Source organism: Enterocloster lavalensis (genome assembly GCF_046603895.1).
Taxonomy (GTDB): domain Bacteria; phylum Bacillota; class Clostridia; order Lachnospirales; family Lachnospiraceae; genus Enterocloster; species Enterocloster lavalensis.
Genome location: NZ_CP176637.1, coordinates 1,368,004 through 1,387,740, shown reverse-complemented (window position 1 = coordinate 1,387,740; position 19,737 = coordinate 1,368,004). Strand labels below are relative to the sequence as shown.

Sequence of the window (19,737 nt, the reverse complement as noted above, 5' to 3'; positions counted from 1 at the left end):
GCTATGAAGTCTAAAGGAATCTGGAACAAAGTCCCGGGGATTTTGTTCGGACTGGCCGCTGTGTTTGCCTTCTTCGCCGTGTTCGCGGAGGGCTTCGCCAGCATGTACAACATGCAGAACCTGCTGAAGGACTGCAGCCTGCTGATCATCGTGTCCCTGGGTATGAACCTGGCCATCATGTCGGGAAAAATCAATATTTCCGTGGGCGCGGTCATGTCTTTGTGCGGCGTGATCACGGGAATCCAGCTCCAGCGGGGGATGAACATAGGGATTGCCATTCTGATCGGCCTTCTGGCCGGTCTGGCTCTGGGTCTGGTCTGCGGTTACATGATCGCCTACCAGAATTTCAGCGACTGGGTGGTTACATACGCATTCATGGGCATCGCCCAGGGCCTGGCCCTGGTGGCCTCGGACGGAAACACCATCCCGGGATTTTCGAACACCTTCCGGTTTATCGCAACGGGGAAAATCTTCGGAATTTACACCATGATTATCATTGCAGCCCTGCTGTGCCTGCTTTTGGTCTGGCTGTCCACCAGGACAAAATTCGGGTACGACGTGTACTCCATCGGCGGCTCCCAGCAGAGCGCCAGGCTGGCGGGCATCAACGTAAAACGGAATCTGCTGTGGATTTTCATTATCACGGACCTGCTGGCCGCGGTCAGCGGAATCCTGCTGGCTGCCAAATCCAACTCCGCCAGCCCCATCGGCGGCCAGGGCTATGAGTGGGACGCCATCGCGGCTGTTCTGATCGGGGGAACGCCCTTTGACGGAGGCAAGGGTAAGGTCAGCGGCTGTATCATCGGCGCGGTTCTCATGCGCACCCTGCGCAACGGCCTGACCATGATCGGGCTGTCCCCCTACTGGCAGACCTTTATCATCGGGGCGGTTGTGATGTTAGTCATCGTGGCCGACGGAATCAACGAGTACCGGAAAAAAACACAGGCAGCAAGGAGGGTTTATAAATCATGAGACAAAAAGTGCTGACTACGATTTTTAAATACTCCCACGTGCTGATGCTGCTTGTGATTATCATCGGATTTTCCCTGACAACGGAGAATTTCTGCACGCTGGACAATTTCACTACGGTTGTCATGCAGCAGCTTCCGTTTCTGTTAATCATTTCCATGGGTATGACCATGGCCATCATCACCAAGGGCATCGACCTGTCCATTGGCTCCATCCTGGCCCTTTCCTCCTGTGTCGGGGCGTATTTTCTCCAGAAGGGGCAGGATTTGACCGGGGTTCTGGCGGCCCTTCTCATCGGTCTGGTTCTGGGAATGATGAACGGGCTTTTGATCACCAAGGTTCACCTGATTCCTTTTATCGCCACCTACAGCATGAACCTGGTGGTGCGGGGCCTGGCCTACCTGTTCATGGGCGGTCTCTTGTATTACGGCTTCAGCGACAGGTTCCGAAGCCTGGCAACCGGAAGCATCGCGGGGATTTCCAATCTGCTGATCATTTCCATGGTCATCTTTTTCGCGCTGCTGTTTGTGTTAAAACGGACGGTGTTCGGCCGGAATGTGTACGCAATGGGTTTTAACCGAAATGCCACCACTCTGTCGGGCATCAACACGGACCGGGTGCTGATCAGCATTTACACGGTCAACGGTCTGCTGGCCGCGGTCACGGGCCTTCTCTACATTTCCCGCTTAAACGCGGCGGAGTCCACCATCGGAAATGATTTTACCCTGAAAATGATTGCCGCCACCCTGATCGGAGGCACTCCGTTCTCCGGGGGCAAGGGCGGAATCGAGAAAACCATCGTGGGCGTTTTGATTATGATGTTCTTAACGAACGGCATGAACTTAAACAGGGTGTCGTCGTTATGGCAGGATGCAGTTTTTGGCGCGGTCATCGTGCTGTCCCTGCTGATCAACAAGCTGGGCGAGAAGATGACGGGAAGCCAGGATCTGTAAAGCACATAAACAGTAACGGTTAAACACTACAATCGTTACAGCAAATCAAGAAAAGGAGAAGAGGAATTATGAGGAAAATGAGAAAATGGGCGGCGTTATGGGTGGCAGCGGCACTGGTACTGGGCGGATGTTCCTCAGGAGCGGGCGGGGAGGCCAAGACGGCGGAGACTCCGGCGGCGTCCCAGACAGCGGCTGCGGCGGAGTCCAAAGAGACAGCAGCGTCCCAGGCGCCGGAAACTCCGGCGGCGGAGAGCGGCCAGGCCGGGGAGACGGGCGCAGCGGTGAAGGCCAACGAGAAGTACAAGATCACCCTGGTGGTCAAGAACCTGACCAACCCCATGTGGATCGCTGTTCAGGAGGGGGCCGAGAAGGCGGCGGCGGAAGCCGGGGTTGACCTGACCGTGCTGGCTCCGGCCACCGCGGACAGCAACGAGGAGCAGATTTCCCTGATCGAGCAGTCCATCGCCAAGGGCACCGACGCCCTGGTGGTGATTCCGGCGGACTCCGTGGGCATCGTCCCGGCGGTGGAGGCAGCCAACAGCGCCGGTATCCCGCTGATCGACGTAAACACCAAGATCGACACCTCAGGCGGCTGCAAGATCGAGACTTTTATCGCGGTTGAGAACTATACCGCCGCCGTGTCCGTGGCGGAGAAGCTGGTGGAGATGCTGGATCAGAAGGGCGATGTGATCATTCTGGAAGGCAAGGCCGGGGCTCAGAGCTCCGTGGACATCGTGGCCGGAGCCAACGACACCTTTGCCAAGTACCCGGACGTAAACGTGGTGGCTTCCCAGACCGCAAGCTGGAACCGCACTGAAGCATATAACGTTACCCTGAACCTTCTGGAAGCCAACCCCGGCGTTGCGGCGATTTTCGCGGCCAACGACGAGATGGCCATGGGCGCGCTGGAAGCGGTGTCCCAGGCGGGCAAATCCGGTCAGATCCTGATCACCGGCCTGGACGCCAACGAGGACGCCAAGGCGGCGGTGGACGCCGGAACACTGGCAATCACCTGCGACAAAAACGGCAACGGCCAGGGCTACGAGGGTGTGATGAAGGCTGTGATGCTGCTCAACGGCGAGACCCTGGAGCCCAACTATGTGGTGGACACCTATCTGTACACCAAGGATTGATGAAATTTTGAGACGAAAGGTCGGAGGGCAATGAAACAATATATTATCACAGTGGACGGAGGCACCACCAACACCCGCTGCATTTTGTGGGACGAAAACCGGAGGCGCATCGCCCAGGAAAACCGCCCGGTGGGCGTGCGCAACACGGCCATTGACGGGCACAACCGGAAGCTAAAGCAGGCGGTGAAGGAGTGTCTGGACGCCCTGGTGGAGAAAAACGGCCTGGGCTACGGGGACATCCACCGGATCATCGCCAGCGGCATGATCACGTCGGATGTGGGAATCGTGGTGGTTCCCCATCTGACGGCCCCGGCTGGGCTTGAGGAGCTGGCCGCGGCCACCGTGGCCATCGAACTGCCGGAAATCTGCCCGGTTCCCATTTACTTTATCCCTGGAATCAAGAATTCGGACGGCCCGTTTTCATTTGAGAACATTGAGGCCATGGACATTATGCGAGGGGAGGAAGTGGAGAGCATCGCCGTGATGGAGCATTTTAAGAACGGGCGGCCCCTTCTGCTGGTGCTCCCCGGCTCCCACAACAAGTTCGTGTCCGTGGACGCGGAGGGGAAAATGACCGGGTGCCTGACCTCCATCTCCGGCGAGCTTCTGGCCTCCATCACCAACGATACGATTATCGCCAAGTCGGTGGGGAAACAGTTCGTGGAGGAGGAGACCTATGACCGGGAGTGGCTGTTAAAGGGCTACGACAACGCAAAGCGTACCGGTCTTGGACGCACCTGCTTTACGGCCAGAATCCTGCAGCTGTTCTATGAGGACGCGCCGCCAAAGATCGCCAACTTTGTGCTGGGGGCCGCGCTCCAGGGAGATGTCACCGCGGTGCTGCACTCGGACGCCCTGAAGGTGAGCCCGGACACTACGGTGGTGGTGGGCGGCAAAAATCCGCTGCGCCAGGCGATTGTGGACATTTTGGAGCACGAGGGGTATTTCGCACGGATTGAGACCTATGTGCCGGAAGAGGGGATTCCGCTCTCCGCCCTGGGGGCTTATCTGGTAGCTGAGAAGAACGGTATTTTATAGGAAGGAACGAGTGACATGTTGGTTGTAATAACGGATTACCAGTACGACAACATCGATGCGGAGCGCCGGATCATCGGGGAGGCCGGTTTTGAGCTGAGAGATTATCAGGTAAAGGATGCGAAAGAGCTGATTCCCCTGGTGAAGGACGCGGACGCCATTATAACCCAGTATTCGGATGTGTCCCGGGAGGTGATCGGGCAGCTTGAACACTGCAAAATGATCATCAAGTATGGCATCGGTGTGAACAATATCGACACCAAGGCGGCGACGGAGAAGGGGATCTACGTCTGCAACGTGCCGGACTATGGCGTGGAGGAGGTGTCGGACCACGCGGTGACCATGATGCTGGCCCTGGGAAAGAAGATGCAGATTCTGGAAAAAGCGTTCCGGGAGGGGGACTGGGGCTACGCCAGCACCATGCCCTTGTATAGGCTGCGGGACTGCACCCTGGGACTGGTTGGTTTCGGCCGGATTCCCCAGCTGGTGGCAAAGAAAATGGCCGGCTTCGGGCTGCGGATTCTCGCCTATGATCCCTTTGTGGACGAGGAGAAGGCCAGAGCCATGGGCGTGAGGCCTGCGGATCTGGAAACGATTTTGCGGGAGAGCGATTTTATCTCCGTACACGTGCCGTTAAACGAGGGAACCAGACATCTGATCGGCCGGGAGAGTTTTGAGAAGATGAAGAAAACCGCTTTTGTGGTGAACACGGCCCGGGGCGGCGTGATCGACGAGAAGGCTCTGGTGGAGGCGTTAAAGGCCGGTGAGATCGCTGGCGCGGGAGTGGACGTCTACGAGGAGGAGCCGGTAAGCACGGACAACCCGCTGCTTCACATGGACAATGTGATCGCCACCCCTCACTGCGCGTGGTACAGCGAGACCGCTATCACGACCCTGCAGAGGAAGGTGGCGGAGGAAGTGGTGAACGTGCTGAAGGGGAACGAGCCGTTCAACTGTGTGAACCGGGGAGAGTTAAAGCGGTAGAGAGCGGGGAATGCCGCGCGGTTTGACAGGAAGCGGAAGTTGAGAGAAAAATAGCGGTTTAGGGCGGCGGCCTGCGCGGGGAGAGATTCCGGCGCGGGCCGCTTTGCCGCTCCCAGCCCTGTATGTGAGCTTCCCAACCTGGCGCGTGTTCCAGCAAGGGTCTGTGATTGGGGCAGGCGGTGTTTTCACAAAAGGCAGACAGTCAATCATTCTAATGTGTGAAAATCAATTAAAAGATGGAAGAATGGTTGAAAAAAGCGGCAAAAGAATTATGTATGATATCCGCAAAATGTCAGAAACGGTAAAGATGTTAGGAAGGCCTCTCGCGAATGATGAAATAAAAAAGTAAAATTAGGAAAGTCCTTACCAAAATAAAGTTATGTAAACTAATAGACCTGCCTAAGCGGGGCATAGAAAATAGGAGGTGATTAGAACCGGTTGATATAGGGCCCTTCTTCCAATTCATCATTGTCGCGGTCATCGTCTTCAATTAAAAAGTAATGTATCTCCAATAAATCAGAGTCGGTCATGTTCTTGACCAGTTTGGGTGTCATTCCTTCTGGAGGATTTTTGATAAAATAGAAAAGTATATTTTTACGGTCAGGCACCTGCCTTATTTCCCGAAACGCCTTAAGATAATCCCGTCCCGCGGGGTTCCCATTTCCCATTTTCTATGATACACTATACATAGCGGCCTTTTTCAAGGGCGCTATTTAAATGTGAGATAAATCTGAAAAGCAGGACGTGATTGGATGAAACGGAACATCGATTTGCTTCATGGAAATATTTTGACTTCTCTGACCGAGCTGGCGGTGCCGATCATGGCGACCTCCATGGTGCAGACGGCGTACAGCCTGACGGACATGGCGTGGATCGGCATGGTGGGGAGCGACGCGGTGGCGGCCGTGGGCGCGGCGGGTATGTACACCTGGCTGCTCAACGGCGCGGTGGCTATGGCCAAGATGGGCGGCCAGGTCCGCGTGGCCCAGTCCTACGGCGAGGGTAAGGTGGACGAGGCGGCGGAGTACGGCAAGGGCGCGGCCCAGCTGGCAATCGCCATGGCCCTGTCCTTCGCGGTGCTGGCCAACGTGTTCGCCTGGCAGCTGGTGGGATTTTTCCATCTGAACACGGCCTCCATTGTGGCTAACGCGGTCATTTACCTGCGCATTGCCTGCGGCATGCTGGTGTTCTCACACCTGGGGCAGACCATGACCGGTCTGTACACCGCGGTGGGCAACAGCAGAACGCCGTTTCTGGCCAACGGCGTGGGCCTGGCTCTGAACATGATCCTGGATCCCATGCTGATCCTGGGCCTTGGTCCGTTTCCACGGCTGGGCGTCGCGGGCGCGGCCATCGCCACGGTGACGGCCCAGGCGGTGGTGCTGGCAGTGCTCCTGATCTCCGCGCGGAAGGACGCCATCCTCTCCAGGCAGCTGCGGATCTGGAAGCCCACGTCCCGCAGGCATTTTAAAAGTATTGTGCGGATCGGTTTTCCCACTGCGATCCAGGATATGATCTATTGCAGCATCTCCATGTACCTCACCCGGTTTGTGACCAGTTGGGGCGACGCGGCCGTGGCGGTGCAGCGGGTGGGCGGTCAGATCGAGGCCATTTCCTGGATGACCGCCGAGGGCTTCGGCACGGCCATCAACGCCTTCACCGGGCAGAACTACGGCGCGGGGAATTTAAAGCGCGTGAAAAAGGGGTATACCACGGCGGCGGGGCTGATGTTCGTGTGGGGTATTTTCACCTCCCTGCTGTTGATTTTCGGCGCCACGCCCATTTTCAGCATCTTCATCCATGAGCCGGAGGTGATTCCGGCGGGGGCCAGTTATCTGCGCATCCTGGGCGTCTGCGAGATGTTCATGTGCATCGAGCTGATGACCGTGGGCGCCATGTCCGGTCTGGGGCGGACCATGGAGGCTTCCGTGATCACCATTATCCTCACCGCGCTGCGGATTCCCATGGCCATTGTGCTGGGAACCACGGCCCTGGGACTGGACGGCGTGTGGTGGGCGCTGACGATTTCCAGCATAATCAAGGGGATCGTGTTCTTTATTTATTACCAGCGGATTATGCACAGGTGGAAATGACTACAGCAGCTCGTCCTCCCCGGCAGCCTGGGAGGACAGCTGATTGACATAGCAGACGCCTTCCCGAGCGGAGCGGAGGCACTCCTCGATCAGGCTCTTCGTGTCCATGAATTCCTGCATGCCCAGAACGGTCAGAAGCATGGGCATGTTGACGCCGGCCATGATATGGACACGGGGATCCGCCATGAATTCCGAACAGAGGGTGCAGATGCTCCCGCCCAGAACGTCCGCCATGATGATGACGTCGTCGTCCGGGGCACAGCTGTCCAGCTTCTGCCACAGGGCGGCCCGGATATCGTCCCCGGTGGTGGTTTCGCACATGCAGAGACTGAGAATATCCAGTCCGCCGCCCAGGATCAGAGCGGCCGAATTGATAATTTCCCGGCTGAAATAGCCGTGAGTTGCGACAATAAAGTGTTTCATAAGATTCCTCCTTGTTCTGCCTCATTGGCATTCTTGATTATTTCGTAAATGATTCCAATTTCTTCTTCATTGACTTCCACACCGTATTTCTGGGCCATGATGGAAAATGCCCGTTTGAACAGGACCGCAAAGTCCGGACTCAGCCGGTTCATTTCCTCAAGCCCGTTGTATTCCCGGATTGGGTTGGCCCGAACCAGGCGCTCTATCATGGCGCTGATATGGATAAACAGGTTGATTTTCAGGTCGTTGGGCAGGGTCAGGTTCATGTACCGCTCAAAGCGGGATATCAGAACCTCTATGTCCTGGAGCAGCACCCGGGCATCGATGATGGTGATGGACCCCACCATATTTTCCAGCGAAAAATTCGCCAGCAGCCGGTTGTTGATGCGCTGCATGTGGTCTTTCGTCAGACTGTCCCCGAATAAATGTTCCAGGCTTCCCTCGTCGCGCCCGAGAATCAGCTGTTCCACTGAGATAAAGGGCACGTCCTTTATGCGGGGGTTATCTGTTCCCACCACGGCCAGCACCGTAAATTCCCGTTTCAGCCGGTTCTGGACCGCGGGATCTTTCAAGTGATGGAAGTCCATGGACCGGATGCGCAGGGACGGAACGTCGAAAAATCCCTCCTCCAGCATGTGTTGTATTTTCTGGGCAGTGCCCTCCCCGCTCATGCACGTGGTCAAAATCAAGCGCTGCTTCTGGGTCGCAGGCCGGAAAATACGGAAATCCGGCAGATTATTCTGGATGGACGCCTCCAGCAGATTATCCAGGGATTCGTGCTGGATGATCCTGTTTCCGATATCCAGAGCCAGTCCAGTGCTGACATTGGAGATAACACCGATGGTTATGACTGAATTTTCTAGTTCCTGGTAAATGTCTTTCAGGGAACCGGTGTCCACCAGAAGCAGGAGTTCCTGGCCTGTCTCCATCTGCCGCAGATGTTCATTGATGATATCCGTCACTTCTCCCGGCGTGATATCCATGGGCATATCCACTGCCTCAAACACCTGAAGCTTGAAAACGCGGTTACAGACGTTGGCGATGCTGCTGGCTGTGGAGTAGCCGTGGCAGAGGATCAGGGAACGGGTTCTGCTGACAAAGCTTCTGACCTGGATATTCCGGAAAAATACGGTAAAGAACAGCTTGTCCTTCTGGGTACAGCGCTGTTCCAGCTGCTGCTGCAGGTTCACGGACAGCTGTTCGCCCAGACGGCTTTCATCGGGGTAAACATCCCTTATGTACTGGGCCAGCTGGTAGAGCTCTCTGCCGCCGTCCGCCTCGTCCCAGGGGCAGGCCCTGCGGTAGGTCAGATGGAGTGCCAGGCTGAAACGGGGCCCGGAGGCGACCGTCACCCCGGACTGGAATTCCATCTGCCGGAAGACCTGTTCCAGAATCTGATCCAAGTAGCTTAAATCCTCTTTGCCGTAGTTCTGTTTACGGAAATACAGCTGGTCCAGATAACGGTCCAGGACCCAGTCCAGCTCGCTCTCAAACTGACGCCGTCCGGTCTGGCCTGTCTTTACAAGTTGATAGGCCTGCAGAAGGCCGGAAAAGAACTCGTCCTCCAGGGCTGCTCCGGGATCGCTCAGGCGCACCAGGCTGTTCACCCGGGCGTCGGGGGCGATTTCAATCTCGCCGGACTGCTCCGATCCGCCCATACGGGCGGGAATCTGAGCCAGCAGATAGGCCGGATAACAGGCGCGGGTAACCCGGATGCGGCTGTCCCGGCTGTTGATCAGAGCGTTTCCGCATACATACTGGACAATGTTGATCAGCTCGCCGATGTTGCCTTCATACTGGAATTCCAGCATGTCGGAGAGTACGGTGCGACTGACAAGCACGGGCTGGCCCAGATTTTTGGCCTCGCGGATAAAATAGAGGTAGATCATCTGGAGCTTTTCCTCGCGCACCCGGTCCTTTAAGTCCGGGATCTTTACGACGATGGGAATGCGCCGGTACAGGGTTTGCAGCATATAGCTGGACGAATCCAGATTGCTGGCGAAAATGAAGCGGACCCGGGAGGTGCGCCACCCGCTCGTCTCCCCCATGCGCCGGAACACGCCTTTGTCCAGAAAGGTAAACAGTTTTTCCTGCCCCTCAGGGCTCAGCCGGTGAACCTCATCCATAAAGAGGATGCCGTTGTCCGCGTCCTCCAGCAGTCCAGTCTTGTCGCTGGATGCTCCTGTGAAGCTCCCTTTTATGTAGCCGAACAGATTGGAAGAGAGCAGCTCTGCGTTGTTGTAGTATTGGGCGCAGTTAAAGGTCAGAAAGGGAGCGTCGGGCTTCAGGATTCCCTGGGAGACTGCATACTGCCAGGCCAGCTGGGCGATATGGCTTTTTCCTACGCCGGTGTTACCCTGAATCAGGATCGGAAGGCCGTTTGGGGGATATTTCACGGCAATTTTCATCTGGTTGATGACTTGGCGCAGGCTGCCGTGGGAGCCTGTCAGCGAGGAAAAGACATCCTGCTCCTCGCAGGCCTCGGACTTTAATCCCCTCACCTCCTCCGGCGAGGAGAAGTTGTCTGCGTAAACCGGAACGCCCAGCGCCTGCTCCAGGGCGGCCCGTTCCAGAAAATAGACTGGTCTGGAGTTGATTTTAACCAGGCTGCCCTCCGCCGCGAGCTGATTTAAATAGCCGCTGACCGTATTGCGCTTCAGCTTCATAACAGCGGCGATCTGTTCGGCCGAGTATATAGACATGTCCTGACACCGGTCAAATTCCAGGGTGATTCCGGCGATGTATTGCTGAATATTGTCTTTCACCATTCCTGCTTTCTCCTTTCATGGATATAATAAGCAATCTTTATGCCAAATAAAATCATGGCGGGATACCCTCTGTTTTTACTTAATAATGTACCGTAGCGCCCGGGTTTTTACAAGAAATATGTACAAATAAACCATATTTTGTCACAAAAATGCAGAACCTCAGCTATAATAAAAGCGGGAGCACTGTCGAAAATCTCCTTCGATAGTGTCGAAAAACCGGCCGGACAGGCAGGTAGCCCCTGTCAGCCGGAAAAAATATTTGACTTTTTAATTTAATATAAGGAAGCTTTCACTTAAAACACAAAGAAAATCGCAATTTTAAATCCAATTATCAAAAGTTGGCATGGAAATTGCATTAATAAAAAGTGAGCGCTCGAAAAAAGAGATTGGAGGTAAATGCTATGGTAAAACTTTTAAGGATTGACGACCGCCTGATTCACGGACAGGTAGCGTATGGATGGACCCAGGCGCTGGGGGTCAGCGTGATTCTGATTGTCAATGACGACGTGGCCGGGAATGAAATGCGCAAGGTCGCCTACAACGTAGGCAAGCCCGCAGGCTGCAAGCTGTATTTCAGGGATGTGAAGGAAGGGGTCGAGGCAGTCAAAAAGCTGGAAGCCTCCAATCACAAGTGCCTTGTATTGGTGGACAATGTGAAGGACGCTCTTACGCTGGTAAAGGAGAGCGGCTGTATCAGGACAGTCAACCTGGGCGGACAGCGGATGGCGGATGGAAAACGCTTCATCACAACGCTGGTTGCCGTGGACGATTCAGACATTGCCATGTTAAAGGAGATCGAGGCGGCCGGAACCGAGGTGGAGGTGCGCAAGCTGCCTTCCGAGACGAAGCGCCGCCTGGAGGAATTGATTTAGTGATAGGATGAGGAGGATAAAAAGATGTTTGGAACCGCTTTGCTGATTGGCCTGATCGGCGCCCTATCCCAGTGGGAGAGCCGGATGATGGGCGAAATTAAGCTGTCCCAGCCGCTGGTAACAGGCGTGCTGGTAGGAATCGTGTTGGGCGACATTAAGACGGGCGCTATGATGGGCGCACAATTCCAGCTGCTCTGGATGGGAATATCCGGCGTGGGAGCTACGCCGATGATGGATGTGGGCGTAGGCAGCATCCTGGGAACCTCGTTTGCGATTCTTTCGGGCGCGGGCATCGAGGTGGCCCTGACACTGGCGCTTCCGGTGGCGCTGCTGTCCCAGTACATAAATGTGGGCATCCGCACGCTGATAAACGGATTTATGCCTAAAGCGGACGCTTATGCAGCTGAGGGAAATATGCAGGGCATGGCCAGAATTCACTGGTTCGGCGCTTCCCTGTTCTTCCTCCTGGGCTTCATCCCCTGCTTCTGCGGCATTATGTTCGGCTCCGAGGCTGTAAATGCCTTTGTGGAAATCATTCCCACCTGGATCACCAACGGATTGGCCGCCTCCTCCAAACTGTTCCCTGCGCTGGGCTTTGCACTTCTCATGCAGGTGACAATGGGGAAGGGTATGATCCCGTACTTTATTCTGGGCTTTGCGGTCAGCGCATACCTGGGAGTGCCGGTCACCGGCATCGCCGTGATTGGTCTGGCCATCGCCCTGATTGTGTTCCAGTTCAACCAGAGCGGAATAAACGCTGAGATAGAGGAGGATATTTTATAATGGCTAGGGAAAAACTCTCGAAAAAAGATCTGATGACTGTGTTCTGGCGCTCGTTTGCCATCATGGGTTCCATGAACTATGAGCGTATGCAGGGCCTGGGCTATGCGTGGAGCCTGTTCCCCTGCCTGAAGAAGATTTACAAGGACAACAAGACCAAGCTGTGCGACGCCCTGTCCCGGCACATGGCCGCGTTCAACTGCGCCACGGCTCCCATCCCCTTTATCATGGGCATCACCCTGGCCATGGAGGAGCAGAACGCGGACAATGACGAGTTCGACGCCTCGGCCATCAGCACCATCAAGGTCGCCCTCATGGGCCCGTTAGCAGGAATCGGAGACGCCTTTTTCTGGGGCGTGTTCCGGGTGGTATCTGCGGGTATCGGCGTGTCCTTCGCGTTGAGCGGCAGCCCCCTCGGAGCCCTGTTCTTCCTGATCCTTTACAACACCCCGAATATTCTGTGCCGCTATTTCGGGCTGTTTCTGGGCTACCGGGAAGGAAGCTCGCTGCTGGAAAAATGGACGGCTTCCGGCCTGCTGGACCGCGTGACCAATTCCGCCGGGATCCTGGGCGTCATGGTGATCGGCTCCATGATTGCGACTATGGTCAATATCACCACGCCCATGGAGCTCAACCTGCAGGGCGCGGTGGTCAATTTCCAGTCCGTATGCGACCAGATCATGCCCAAGCTGCTTCCGTTAGTGGCGACCGGGGCTATTTACGGGGCGCTTAAGAAAAATGTGAAAACCGGTATGATTATGCTGGCAATACTGGCGATTGGATTTGTGGGAAGCGCCATTGGATTATTATAATATTGAGTAGGTAACAGGAGGAGATCATTATGTTACAGAATAAAGAATACTACGACGAGCACGGAAAGGCAAATATTGCCTTAAAAAATACCATTGAGCAGGTGGCGGACACAATTTGCCAGGAAGGATTTTCCAATATCTTTTTCGCAGGTTCCGGCGGCTCCATTTGCATGCTGATGCCCTTTGTGGAAATCCTGAAAAAACTGACGGATATCACATCCTACGCTGAGGAAGCCGCGGATCTGAAGGTGGCGGATTACCGGCAGCTGACCAGGGAATCACTGGTGATCGTGGTCTCCAAGACAGGGAACGCCGAGGAGCCTGTGGAGCTGATCCAGGAATGCAACCGCCGAGGCATCCGCACCGTGTCCTTCGTGGGCAACGACACCTCGCCGGTTTATCTGGAATCCACCTATAAAATCTGGATCGATGAGGACGTAAACGCCTTCCGCTACATGCAGATTTACTACTTCATGTTCCGCCTCATGCACAACAAGGGGTATTTCCCGCAGTATGAAGACTTCTGCCGCAGTATGGAGGCTCTGCCTCTGGCGCTCTACGAGGCGGCGAAGGTGTTCGAGCCCACGGCGTGGAAATTCGCAAAGGAGTACAAGGACGAGCCGTACATCCTGTTCGTGTCCAGCGGGATGGGCTATCCCGAGGCATTTCGCTTCTCCTCCTGCTCCGTGGAGGAGGTATTTCACATCAAGACACAGGCCATGAACTCCGCGGAGTTCTTCCACGGCTGCTTTGAGATTGTGGACGAGGACACGGCGGTGGTTCTGGTCAAAAATGAGGACGGTGCCAGATCCGTGGACGAGCGGGTGGAGCGCTTCCTGAAAAACTACGGGAAGAAGTACATTATCGTGGATATGAAGGACTTTGCCATGGAGGGAATTCGGGAGGAATACCGTTCCTACTTCACGCCCGCGTTCCTGAATATGATCTTCGGCGGCCTGACCTTCTCGTGCCTGCACGAGACCACGGGCCTTGGCTTTGACACGCGGAAATACTACAGAGTGGTACAGTATTAGGGCGAGTAAAGAAATTAATAAGGATGTGATGGAATAATGAAGGAAATCGATTTTTATGTAAAAGATTCGCTGGGGCTGCATATGCGGCCCGCGGCGGCCTTCGCAGGAATCGCCAAACGGGCCAAGAGCAGCATTTTCATTGAGAAAAAGGGTGGGGAGCCGGTGGATGCTCGGATGATTCTGATGGTGATCCGGATGGGGATCAAGCAGGCGGAGGATTTTATGATCCGTGTGGAAGGCGAGGATGAGGACGAGATCAGCCAGGAAATCACCGCGCTGCTGGGAGAGTTGTAAAATAACGCTGGGACAGGGAATGACATTTTCCTGTCCCAATTTTTATGTTGAATTAAGAAAAAACTGCTTGTAAAATGCCACTTTTTGTGAGAGAATGGAGATAAGTATGATGTGATAAATTTAACAAAGGGCACTGTACTTGATTAAATTCATTTTTGAAAGGAGTTTTAACACATGATTTATTCACAGGAAGTAGAAGAGATGTGCACAGTTGCACAGGGCGTTCATCATGGCGCTGCTCCAATCCCGGAAGAAGCTAAATGGGTAAAATCAAAAGAGATCAAAGACATTTCCGGCCTGACCCATGGTGTGGGCTGGTGTGCTCCGCAGCAGGGTGCCTGCAAACTGACACTGAACGTTAAGGAGGGCATTATCCAGGAAGCGCTGGTTGAGACCATCGGATGTTCCGGTATGACCCACTCCGCAGCTATGGCAGCTGAAATCCTTCCGGGCCGCACGGTTCTGGAAGCTTTAAATACAGACCTGGTATGTGACGCCATCAACACCGCCATGAGAGAGCTGTTCTTACAGATCGCTTACGGCAGAACCCAGAGCGCGTTCTCCGAGGATGGACTTCCCATCGGAGCCGGCCTGGAGGATCTGGGCAAGGGCCTGCGCTCTCAGGTGGGCACCATGTACGGAACCTTAAAGAAAGGTCCTCGCTATTTGGAGATGGCCGAAGGCTATGTGACCGGCATCGCGCTGGATGCAGACGACGAGATCATTGGTTATCAGTTCGTAAGCCTTGGCAAGATGACTGATTTCATCAAGAAGGGTGACGATCCCAACACCGCATGGGAGAAAGCAAAAGGCCAGTACGGCCGCGTTGCCGACGCTGTTAAGATTATCGACCCGCGTAAAGAATGATGAAGACCAATTAGGAGGATAAGAAAATGGCATTATTTGAATCTTATGAGAGAAGAATTGACAAAATCAATTCCGTTTTGAATAGCTATGGAATTGCTTCCATCGAGGAGGCTGAGAAGATCACCAAGGATGCCGGTCTGGATGTTTACGATCAGGTTAAGAAGATCCAGCCGATTTGCTTTGAGAACGCTTGCTGGGCTTACACCGTAGGCGCTGCCATCGCAATCAAGAAGGGCTGCAGAAAAGCTGCCGAGGCTGCCGCTGCAATCGGCGAGGGCCTGCAGGCGTTCTGTATTCCCGGCTCCGTTGCCGATCAGCGTAAGGTTGGTCTGGGACATGGAAACCTTGGCAAGATGCTGCTGGAAGAGGGAACCGACTGCTTCTGCTTCCTGGCTGGCCACGAGTCCTTCGCAGCCGCCGAGGGAGCCATCGGTATCGCCGAGAAGGCCAACAAGGTCCGCCAGAAACCCCTGCGCGTTATCTTGAACGGTCTTGGAAAAGACGCCGCACAGGTTATTTCCAGAATCAATGGCTTTACATATGTTGAGACCGAGATGGACTACTACACCGGCGAGGTGAAGGAACTGTGGAGAAAGTCCTACTCCGAGGGCCTCAGAGCAAAGGTGAACTGCTACGGCGCAAACGATGTGACCGAGGGCGTTGCCATCATGTGGAAGGAAGGCGTGGACGTTTCCATCACCGGCAACTCCACCAACCCCACCCGTTTCCAGCATCCGGTTGCAGGCACCTACAAGAAGGAATGCGTTGAGAAGGGCAAGAAATACTTCTCCGTAGCTTCCGGCGGCGGCACCGGCCGTACCCTGCATCCCGACAACATGGCGGCAGGTCCGGCTTCCTACGGCATGACCGACACCATGGGCCGTATGCACTCCGACGCTCAGTTCGCAGGTTCCTCCTCTGTTCCGGCTCATGTTGAGATGATGGGTCTGATCGGAATGGGTAATAACCCGATGGTTGGCGCTACCGTGGCTGTGGCTGTGGGGATTGAGGAAGCGGCGAAGGCTGGGAAGTTCTAAGAAAAAGCATAAAAATAGCCAGAAAAGCGATTATGTAGTCCATATAAGCAGCTGTCTATGCGGCAGAACGTGAAAAAACTTTAAATCCAAGGGCTTGTCAAGACAAAAAATGTCATGGCAAGCCCTTTTTCCACATCATACAAACTCCCGGGTAATATTTTTTAACCACTTATAACTTTTATAATGCTTGTAAACAAAAGGTATCTTCACAAATTCATCGGTACAAATCAGGAAATACACCCACATTGGCGGCAGCTTTAAAACAAAGGCTGCGATAAAACCAAGCGGCACGGCATACCCCCACATGTCGATGGTGTCGCAGATAAATCCCCATCTGGAGTCGCCGCCGGAGCGGAATACGCCGCAGATGACCGCAGAATTCATGGCCTGTCCAACCACATAATACATATTGATCAGTAACATGATATTTAAGTAACCCTGGGCGGCCGGCGTTAAATCCGCCATCTGCAGGAACAGCGGTTTCAGAAGGAAAATCACAATACCGCCCAGGATACCGGCAATCAATGTGAGCCTGCAAAAACGGGAAGCGTCTGCTTTTACCGTTTCCGTATGGCCCGCGCCGATGGATTTTCCGAGGAGAATCGCTCCCGCATTGGCGATGCCAAAGCAGGCGACCGTACCCAGATTGCGCGCCACGACAACGACGGCGTTGGCCGCCACCATATCGCTTCCCAGGTGTCCCATAATGACGGAGTACATGGAAAAAGCGACGCCCCATACGATCTCATTCCCAAATGCGGGGAGGGAGTATTTCAAAAAGTCGGAGGACAGAACCTTATTTTTCATCCATAGCGTCCGGAGCCGGAAGCGTATGATCCGCGCGCTTACATTGTCAAGAAGGCAGATGAGAAGCTCAACCCCTCTGGAAATGCTGGTTGCCAGGGCAACACCCATTATGCCCAGCCTGGGAGCCCCGAAAAGTCCGAATATAAACACGGCGTTTAAAAGGATGTTCAAAACCAGAGCGGAGCCGTTAGCCGCAGTGGCGAATATGACGCGTTCAATGGCGCGCATGGTGCATAAATACACCTGGGAAATGCTCATGAATAGGTAAGAAAAGCTCACCACACGAAGGTAAGGAATACCGGTGGCAATAATCCGTTCCTCATTGGTGAAAATCCGCATTAAAAGAGAAGGGGAATAGCAGGCCAGGATAAAAAAGGCGGTGGATACCAGAATGGAAAGCCGCATGCCGATCCCCATGATCTGCTCAATGGTTTGCGTATCCTGCCTGCCCCAGTATTGAGCCGCCAGCATGACGGTTCCAGAGGAAATACCCGCGTATACCAGATTTAAAATAAACATGATCTGACTGGCGAGAGAGCCTGCCGCCAGGGCGTCCTGACTGATAAAGCCAAGCATGATCACGTCCGCGGAGCTGACCGCAGTGGTAACTAAGTTTTGTAAAACAATGGGAATCGCAAGGCGGGCCATGGTTCGGTTAAAGTTAGGACTGCCTGATGTAAGATTTGTCTGCATAAGAAAATTCTCCGTGTATTCTAAACTGAAATCAAAATGTTTTCTTACATTATAGAAAGGGAACGCAGAAAAGTCAATAACTTGTTTAAACAACTTTTTCAAAAAAAGATTGACATGTTCAAACAAGTATGATATAACAGAATCAAGAAACATGTTTAAACAAGTTTGCAAAACAGGTGGAGGGATCAGAGGATGGGAAGATATGCAGAGGACACGAAAGAGCTGCTGCGTCTGGTGGGCGGAAGAGAGAACATCGCGGCGGTTTCGCATTGTATGACAAGAATGCGTTTTGCTTTGGCGGACCCGGGAAAAGCGGATGTGAAAGCGATTGAGGCCATGAAGATTGTGAAGGGAAGCTTTACGCAGTCCGGGCAGTTTCAGGTGATTATCGGCAATACGGTCGCTGATTTTTACAATGACTTTGTAAAAGAGGCGGGGATCGAAGGGGTGTCGAAAGAGGCGGTCAATCAGGCGGCAAAGAAAAACCAGAACGTGCTGCAGCGGGTGGTCACTGCGCTGGCGGAGATTTTTGCACCGTTAATTCCGGCAATTATCACAGGGGGTTTGATTCTCGGCTTCCGCAACTGTATTGACAGCTTGTATCTGTTTGAAAATGGGACGAAAACCTTGTGCGACATCAGCCAGTTCTGGGCAGGCATCGACAGTTTTCTGTGGCTGATCGGCGAGGCGGTATTCCATATGCTGCCGGTTGGTATCTGCTGGTCGGTGACAAAAAAGATGGGCACCACTCAGATGCTCGGCATTGTTCTCGGCCTGACGCTGGTATCCGGGCAGCTGCTGAACGCTTACGCGGTTGCGGGCACAGTGGCGGCGGACATTCCCAAGTGGAATTTTGGCGGCTTCCAGGTCAATATGATCGGCTATCAGGGACAGGTCATTCCTGCGATTTTAGCGGCGTTTACCCTGGTTTATCTGGAAAAGTTCTTTCGAAAGATTACGCCTCAGGTCATCTCCATGATCGTGGTTCCATTTTGCAGCTTGCTGTTGTCGGTCATGGCGGCGCATTTTGTACTTGGCCCCATCGGCTGGAAGATTGGAGCGGCGGTTTCCGCACTCGTATTTTCCGGAATCACCGGAACCTTTAAGGTTGTGTTTGCGGCGATTTTTGGCACGATTTACGCCCCGCTGGTCATCACGGGACTCCATCATATGTCCAATGCCATTGACCTGCAGTTGATTGCGGATTACGGCGGAACCATGCTGTGGCCGATGATCGCTCTGTCCAATATTGCCCAGGGCTCTGCGGTTCTTGGAATGATCTGGCTGCAGAAAAATGATCCCGAAGCCCAGGAAGTGAATATTCCGGCATGTATTTCCTGCTACCTTGGCGTTACGGAACCGGCCATTTTCGGTGTGAACTTAAAGCGGGGATTTCCGTTTGTCTGCGGCATGATAGGCTCCGGCGCTGCGGCGGTTGCCTGCGTGGCCATGGGGACAACGGCAAATGCCATCGGCGTGGGCGGTCTCCCCGGCATCCTGTCCATCCAGCCCCAGTTTATGGGTTCCTTTGCAATCTGCATGGCGATTGCGTTTGCAGTTCCATTCCTGCTGACCGCAATCGCCGGAAAGAAACGTTTGCAGGCGGTTCCTGCGGGGCAGACGGCAGAGTTGGCAGAAATCGCCGCAGTCGCAGGTTCAAGCGCGGCGGCGGGCGTTATGGCTGCAAAAATGGGGGAAACAGAAGCAAATGAAAAGCCGGCGGGAAAATTAACGGCATTCTTATCCGGAACAGCCATTCCTTTAGCTGAAGTCAAAGATGGTGTTTTCTCAGAAGGAATTCTGGGGGATGGTATGGCGATTATCCCGGAAAGCGATACGCTGTACGCACCTGCGGACGCAGAGATCGCGGCGCTTATGCCGGATTCACGCCATGCCTGCGGGTTAAAGCTGGAAAATGGTATGGAAGTTTTGCTGCATATCGGAATAGATACGGTCGGCATGAACGGGGACGGATTTGAGTATCTGGTGCAGGAAGGCCAGAAGGTCAGCGCGGGAACGCCGCTGTTAAAATTTGATCGGGCTAAAATCAAGGCGGCAGGCCACCCGGATGTCACGGTTTGCATCATCAGCAATCCAGGAAACGCAAAATCTATCCGGTTCCTGACCGGAATGAAGGCAACAGAAAATGAAACCGCAGTGGCAACGTTCCAATAAAGGGAGAT

The 19,737-nt window shown here is 54.2% G+C and carries 17 protein-coding genes; 14 read left to right on the top strand and 3 right to left on the bottom strand.

Annotated elements, in window-relative coordinates; all coding sequences use genetic code 11:
- Positions 1–3 precede the first annotated feature (3 nt).
- From ACK2JC_RS06110 to ACK2JC_RS06085, 6 genes are all read left to right on the top strand, one after another.
- Positions 4–972 (top strand): ABC transporter permease, encoded by a 969-nt coding sequence (locus ACK2JC_RS06110; RefSeq protein ID WP_118757153.1) that lies wholly within the window; start codon positions 4–6, stop codon positions 970–972.
- Positions 969–1,922 carry an ABC transporter permease gene (locus tag ACK2JC_RS06105; protein ID WP_118757152.1) on the top strand — a complete coding sequence of 318 codons (954 nt, stop codon included), beginning with the start codon at positions 969–971 and terminating at the stop codon, positions 1,920–1,922. The genes ACK2JC_RS06110 and ACK2JC_RS06105 overlap by 4 nt, the downstream gene beginning before the upstream one ends.
- A gap of 68 nt (positions 1,923–1,990) precedes the next feature.
- Positions 1,991–3,055 (top strand): sugar ABC transporter substrate-binding protein, encoded by a 1,065-nt coding sequence (locus ACK2JC_RS06100; protein WP_227170723.1) that lies wholly within the window; start codon positions 1,991–1,993, stop codon positions 3,053–3,055.
- A 30-nt stretch (positions 3,056–3,085) separates the two neighbouring features.
- A complete protein-coding gene (locus tag ACK2JC_RS06095) occupies positions 3,086–4,093 on the top strand; it encodes a 2-dehydro-3-deoxygalactonokinase (RefSeq protein WP_227170724.1) in 1,008 nt (335 codons plus the stop codon).
- Positions 4,094–4,108: 15 nt separating this feature from the next.
- Positions 4,109–5,074 (top strand): C-terminal binding protein, encoded by a 966-nt coding sequence (locus tag ACK2JC_RS06090; protein ID WP_320937452.1) that lies wholly within the window; start codon positions 4,109–4,111, stop codon positions 5,072–5,074.
- A 752-nt stretch (positions 5,075–5,826) separates the two neighbouring features.
- Positions 5,827–7,167, top strand: a complete 1,341-nt coding sequence (locus tag ACK2JC_RS06085) for an MATE family efflux transporter (protein ID WP_320937450.1) — start codon at positions 5,827–5,829, stop codon at positions 7,165–7,167.
- Here ACK2JC_RS06085 and ACK2JC_RS06080 read toward each other — a convergent pair whose 3' ends face one another.
- Together ACK2JC_RS06080 and ACK2JC_RS06075 are read right to left on the bottom strand one after the other, a co-directional pair.
- Complete coding sequence (locus ACK2JC_RS06080; protein ID WP_024737086.1) at positions 7,168–7,590, bottom strand: PTS sugar transporter subunit IIA; 423 nt, start codon at positions 7,588–7,590, stop codon at positions 7,168–7,170.
- A complete protein-coding gene (locus ACK2JC_RS06075; RefSeq protein WP_320937449.1) occupies positions 7,587–10,358 on the bottom strand; it encodes a sigma 54-interacting transcriptional regulator in 2,772 nt (923 codons plus the stop codon). Before ACK2JC_RS06075 ends, ACK2JC_RS06080 begins: the two co-directional genes overlap by 4 nt.
- Before the next feature lie 401 nt (positions 10,359–10,759).
- Here ACK2JC_RS06075 and ACK2JC_RS06070 point away from each other — a divergent pair, with 401 nt between their 5' ends.
- The 7 genes from ACK2JC_RS06070 to ACK2JC_RS06040 all read left to right on the top strand — a co-directional run bounded on the left by ACK2JC_RS06070 (position 10,760) and on the right by ACK2JC_RS06040 (position 16,054).
- Positions 10,760–11,230, top strand: coding sequence for a PTS system mannose/fructose/N-acetylgalactosamine-transporter subunit IIB (locus tag ACK2JC_RS06070; protein ID WP_118757144.1), 471 nt, complete (start codon positions 10,760–10,762; stop codon positions 11,228–11,230).
- Between the two features lie 24 nt (positions 11,231–11,254).
- Positions 11,255–12,013 carry a PTS mannose/fructose/sorbose/N-acetylgalactosamine transporter subunit IIC gene (locus tag ACK2JC_RS06065; RefSeq protein WP_118757143.1) on the top strand — a complete coding sequence of 253 codons (759 nt, stop codon included), beginning with the start codon at positions 11,255–11,257 and terminating at the stop codon, positions 12,011–12,013.
- Positions 12,013–12,822, top strand: coding sequence for a PTS system mannose/fructose/sorbose family transporter subunit IID (locus ACK2JC_RS06060; protein WP_118757142.1), 810 nt, complete (start codon positions 12,013–12,015; stop codon positions 12,820–12,822). Before ACK2JC_RS06065 ends, ACK2JC_RS06060 begins: the two co-directional genes overlap by 1 nt.
- 29 nt (positions 12,823–12,851) lie before the next feature.
- Complete coding sequence (locus ACK2JC_RS06055) at positions 12,852–13,856, top strand: SIS domain-containing protein (protein WP_118757141.1); 1,005 nt, start codon at positions 12,852–12,854, stop codon at positions 13,854–13,856.
- A gap of 36 nt (positions 13,857–13,892) precedes the next feature.
- Positions 13,893–14,150, top strand: a complete 258-nt coding sequence (locus ACK2JC_RS06050; RefSeq protein WP_024737080.1) for an HPr family phosphocarrier protein — start codon at positions 13,893–13,895, stop codon at positions 14,148–14,150.
- A gap of 174 nt (positions 14,151–14,324) precedes the next feature.
- Positions 14,325–15,017: an iron-sulfur cluster assembly scaffold protein gene (locus ACK2JC_RS06045; protein WP_007709215.1), complete on the top strand. Its 693-nt coding sequence runs from the start codon at positions 14,325–14,327 to the stop codon at positions 15,015–15,017.
- 26 nt (positions 15,018–15,043) lie between these two features.
- Positions 15,044–16,054: a GGGtGRT protein gene (locus ACK2JC_RS06040; protein ID WP_007709217.1), complete on the top strand. Its 1,011-nt coding sequence runs from the start codon at positions 15,044–15,046 to the stop codon at positions 16,052–16,054.
- Positions 16,055–16,189: 135 nt separating this feature from the next.
- On the opposite strand, the gene ACK2JC_RS06035 is transcribed toward ACK2JC_RS06040, so the two are convergent.
- The gene (locus tag ACK2JC_RS06035) at positions 16,190–17,554 is read right to left on the bottom strand and encodes an MATE family efflux transporter (RefSeq protein ID WP_302327075.1); all 1,365 of its coding nucleotides are present in this window, start codon (positions 17,552–17,554) and stop codon (positions 16,190–16,192) included.
- A gap of 192 nt (positions 17,555–17,746) precedes the next feature.
- On the opposite strand from ACK2JC_RS06035, the gene treP reads away from it, so the two are divergent.
- On the top strand, positions 17,747–19,729 hold the full coding sequence (gene treP, locus ACK2JC_RS06030; RefSeq protein ID WP_320936276.1) for a PTS system trehalose-specific EIIBC component: 1,983 nt from the start codon (positions 17,747–17,749) through the stop codon (positions 19,727–19,729).
- Positions 19,730–19,737 lie beyond the last annotated feature (8 nt).